General features: G+C 73.1%; 2 protein-coding genes. One reads left to right on the top strand and one right to left on the bottom strand.

From position 1 onward, the window contains the following. Positions 1-184 precede the first annotated feature (184 nt). On the bottom strand, positions 185-1,381 hold the full coding sequence (locus tag FV223_RS25890) for an MFS transporter (protein WP_147729623.1): 1,197 nt from the start codon (positions 1,379-1,381) through the stop codon (positions 185-187). Positions 1,382-1,519: 138 nt separating this feature from the next. Here FV223_RS25890 and FV223_RS25885 point away from each other — a divergent pair. Further along, on the top strand, positions 1,520-2,173 hold a 654-nt coding region (locus FV223_RS25885), incomplete at its 3' end, for a helix-turn-helix transcriptional regulator (RefSeq protein WP_147729622.1).

Raw genomic sequence — 2,173 nt, 5'->3', positions numbered from 1 at the left:
GTTCTACCGGCTGGTGCGGAGCGACGCGCAGCCGGAACGCGGTGCGCGCGTAGCGCCCGGGCCCGAAGGCGCGGGCGTGCAGACGCTCGATGGCGTCGCCATCGTCGGGGTTCTCGGGGCGGATGACGAGGGAGAGGGCTGGCACGAGGTTCGGCGTAACAGGTTTCGACGGCGCCCGCAGCCGCTACGCGGCGGCGGCGAGAACGGGCTGCGCGTCGCTCCGCACCAGCCGGTAGAACCCGAACGCGGCGACCCAGATCAGGCCGCCGAAGGCCGCCGCCGTCCCGAGCACGAGGCCGAAGCCGCCACGGTCGTGCAGCAGGGCGATCAGGGGCACCACGAAGCCGCTCGCGGTGAAGCCCACGAAGTAGCGCAGGCTGTAGGCCTTCGCGCGCTGGTGCGCCGGGACGTAGCGCGCGATCATCGCGTCGTTGATGACGACCTGCCCGTAGATCGCGGCGATCGCCAGCACCAGCCCGAGCAGCAACAGGGGGCCGGAGGACGCCGCCGCGAGACCGAGGCCGAGCGGCTGCAGCACCGACAGGCCGAGGAACAGGCTCGGCAGGCCGAAGCGGTCGACGAGGCGGCCCATCAGCAGCTGGGTCAGCGCGCCGAAGACGAAGACCGCGGTGGCGATCGAGCCGATCAGGGTCAGCGACAGGGCCTGCCCGACGCCCTCGTCGATCACCTTCGGCAGCGAGATCGTGGTGACGTTGAAGGTGATGCCGCCGGCGAAGATCGCCACGCCGAACATCGCCAGAAGCGCCATCGGCCGCGTCACCGGGATAATTGCCGCCCCGCCGGCCTTGCGCGCCTCGCCGTCCCCGTCCCCCGGCACCATCGCGACGAAGGCGGTGCCGCAGGCGAGGCACACGAGGCCGGGCACCACGAAGGCGGCCTGCCAGCCGAGCGTCGTGGCGAGCAGCGCCGTCGCGCCCGAGGCGCTGGCGGCGCCGAAATTGCCCCAGACCCCGTTGATGCCGAGGTCGTGCCCGAGGCGCCGCGCGTGGGTGACCAGCATGGTCGAGCCGACCGGGTGGTAGATCGCCGAGGCGAGGCCGAGCACGCACAGCCAGATCGCGAACGCGGTCGGCGTCGCGGCGCTGGCGACCCCGAAGCAGGACAGCCCGTAGCCGAAGAAGAACACCGCGAGCATGTTGCGCCGCCCGAAACGGTCGGCGAGCGAGCCCATCGGCAGCGAGCACAGCCCGAAGGCGACGAAGGCGCCGGTCGCGAGCCCGATCAGCTCGCCGTAGCCGAGGCCGGTCTGGCTCGCGATGGCGATCACCGCGGTCGGGTAGATCAGCAGCACGAAGTGGTCGAGGGCGTGCGCCACGTTGACGAAGCGCAGGGTGCGGCTGGAGAGATCGTCCGGGCTCATCGCGGCGTATCCTTCGGGACCGCCGCCTCATACCCTGACCCGATGGACGGTGTCGGGCCGCAAATGTACGCTCCCGGGCCATTCTTCGACGCGCCCGTGCATGCGCGGACGGAAAGCGACCCTTTGCGAGGATGGGCCATGCCGCCGCGCTCGACCGATGCCGCCGACTACCAGGACGTGCCCCGGTCGGTCGCGGTGATGCCCAAGGCCTTCGCCGCCGCGAGCCGGACCGACCGGCACTTCCACCCGCGCGCACAGCTGCTCTACGCCACCGCCGGGTTGATGATGGCCTCGGCCGACGACGGCACCTGGGTCGTGCCCGAGGGGCACGCGCTGCTGATCCCGCCGCGGCTGCCGCATGCGGTCGCGATGCACGGGGCGGTGGCGATGTGCTCGGCCTATCTCGATCCGCGCGCCTTCGCCGTCCCGGATCGCTGCCGGGTGATCGCGGTGTCGCCGCTCCTCGTCGCGGCGCTGGCGGCGCTCGCCGAGGAGCCGGTGCTCTACGACGAGGCCGGCCGCGGCGGGCATCTCGCCGCCCTGGTGCTCGACGAGATCGGCCGGGCCCCGGAGACGCCGCTGGCGCTTCCGCTGCCGCGCGACGCGCGCCTGCGCCGGGTCTGCCTCGGGCTGATCGAGGATCCGGGCTCGGCCGACGACCTCGATGCCTGGGCGACGCGCGCGGGCGCGAGCCGGCGTACGCTGACCCGCGGGTTCCGCCAGGAGACCGGTCTCAGCTTCGGCGATTGGCGCGCGCGGGCGCGGGTGATCCGCGCGCTGGCCCTCGCCGCC

It is taken from the genome of Methylobacterium sp. WL116 (assembly GCF_008039455.1).
GTDB lineage: Bacteria > Pseudomonadota > Alphaproteobacteria > Rhizobiales > Beijerinckiaceae > Methylobacterium.
Note: the sequence above shows the minus strand (reverse complement) of the source record. Positions and strands in the feature narration are given on the sequence as shown.

What these genes read in the sequence shown, in the direction of transcription:
- FV223_RS25890 (WP_147729623.1), bottom strand. Translation starts at nt 1,381, where the DNA reads ATGAGCCCGGACGATCTCTCCAGCCGCACCCTGCGCTTCGTCAACGTG.